This window comes from Streptomyces sp. NPDC005866 (genome assembly GCF_040629895.1).
In the GTDB taxonomy this organism is placed as follows: domain Bacteria; phylum Actinomycetota; class Actinomycetes; order Streptomycetales; family Streptomycetaceae; genus Streptomyces.
In genome coordinates, this window is record NZ_JBEXWP010000058.1 from 1 (window position 1) to 2038 (window position 2038).

Here is a 2038-nt window from a genome sequence, read left to right on the forward strand (position 1 = left end):
ATAGCCCCAACGGGTGTGTGGATGGGTAGGGGAGCGTCGTCTGCCGGGTGAAGCAGCCGCGTAAGCGAGTTGTGGACGGTTGACGAGTGAGAATGCAGGCATGAGTAGCGATTCACACGTGGGAAACGTGTGCGCCGATTGACTAAGGGTTCCTGGGTCAAGCTGATCTGCCCAGGGTAAGTCGGGACCTAAGGCGAGGCCGACAGGCGTAGTCGATGGATAACCGGTTGATATTCCGGTACCCGCTGTGAAGCGTCAAACATTGAACCAGGCGATGCTTAGTCCGTGAAGCCGCCCCGGAGCCTTCGGGCAAAGGGGAGTGGTGGAGCCGACGAACCAGACTTGTAGTAGGTGAGTGATGGGGTGACGCAGGAAGGTAGTCCATCCCGGGCGGTGGTTGTCCCGGGGTAAGGGTGTAGGCCGTGCGATAGGTAAATCCGTCGCACAGAAGGCTGAGACCTGATGCCGAGCCGATTGTGGTGAAGTGGATGATCCTATGCTGTCGAGAAAAGCCTCTAGCGAGTTTCATGGCGGCCCGTACCCTAAACCGACTCAGGTGGTCAGGTAGAGAATACCGAGGCGTTCGGGTGAACTATGGTTAAGGAACTCGGCAAAATGCCCCCGTAACTTCGGGAGAAGGGGGGCCATGCCTGGTGAGAGGACTTGCTCCTCGAGCTGGGGGTGGCCGCAGAGACCAGCGAGAAGCGACTGTTTACTAAAAACACAGGTCCGTGCGAAGCCGTAAGGCGATGTATACGGACTGACGCCTGCCCGGTGCTGGAACGTTAAGGGGACCGGTTAGTCCGACTTCGGTCGGGCGAAGCTGAGAACTTAAGCGCCAGTAAACGGCGGTGGTAACTATAACCATCCTAAGGTAGCGAAATTCCTTGTCGGGTAAGTTCCGACCTGCACGAATGGCGTAACGACTTCTCGACTGTCTCAACCATAGGCCCGGTGAAATTGCACTACGAGTAAAGATGCTCGTTTCGCGCAGCAGGACGGAAAGACCCCGGGACCTTTACTACAGTTTGATATTGGTGTTCGGTTCGGCTTGTGTAGGATAGCTGGGAGACTGTGAACTCTGGACGCCAGTTCAGGGGGAGTCGTCGTTGAAATACCAGTCTGGTCGTGCTGGATGTCTAACCCGCGCCCGTGATCCGGGTGGGGGACAGTGTCTGATGGGTAGTTTAACTGGGGCGGTTGCCTCCTAAAGAGTAACGGAGGCGCCCAAAGGTTCCCTCAGCCTGGTTGGCAATCAGGTGTTGAGTGTAAGTGCACAAGGGAGCTTGACTGTGAGACCGACGGGTCGAGCAGGGACGAAAGTCGGGACTAGTGATCCGGCGGTGGCTTGTGGAAGCGCCGTCGCTCAACGGATAAAAGGTACCCCGGGGATAACAGGCTGATCTTCCCCAAGAGTCCATATCGACGGGATGGTTTGGCACCTCGATGTCGGCTCGTCGCATCCTGGGGCTGGAGTCGGTCCCAAGGGTTGGGCTGTTCGCCCATTAAAGCGGTACGCGAGCTGGGTTTAGAACGTCGTGAGACAGTTCGGTCCCTATCCGCTGTGCGCGTAGGAGTCTTGAGAAGGGCTGTCCCTAGTACGAGAGGACCGGGACGGACGAACCTCTGGTGTGCCAGTTGTTCTGCCAAGGGCATGGCTGGTTGGCTACGTTCGGGAGGGATAACCGCTGAAAGCATCTAAGCGGGAAGCCTGCTTCGAGATGAGGACTCCCACCCACTTGATGGGGTAAGGCTCCCAGTAGACGACTGGGTTGATAGGCCGGATCTGGAAGCACCGTAAGGTGTGGAGGTGACCGGTACTAATAGGCCGAGGGCTTGTCCTCAGTTGCTCGCGTCCACTGTGTTGGTTCTGAAACCACGAACAGCCCCACGTTGCCACAGCGTGGTGCGGCAGTTCAGTTTCATAGTGTTTCGGTGGTCATAGCGTGAGGGAAACGCCCGGTTACATTCCGAACCCGGAAGCTAAGCCTTACAGCGCCGATGGTACTGCAGGGGGGACCCTGTGGGAGAGTAGGAC

Annotated in this window: 2 rRNA genes; both read left to right on the forward strand. The window is 57.5% G+C overall.

What is annotated here, in order from left to right:
* Positions 1 to 1844, forward strand: a 23S ribosomal RNA gene (locus ABZ396_RS40675); the annotation flags it as partial.
* A gap of 87 nt (positions 1845 to 1931) precedes the next feature.
* Positions 1932 to 2038, forward strand: a 5S ribosomal RNA gene (gene rrf / locus ABZ396_RS40680); the annotation flags it as partial.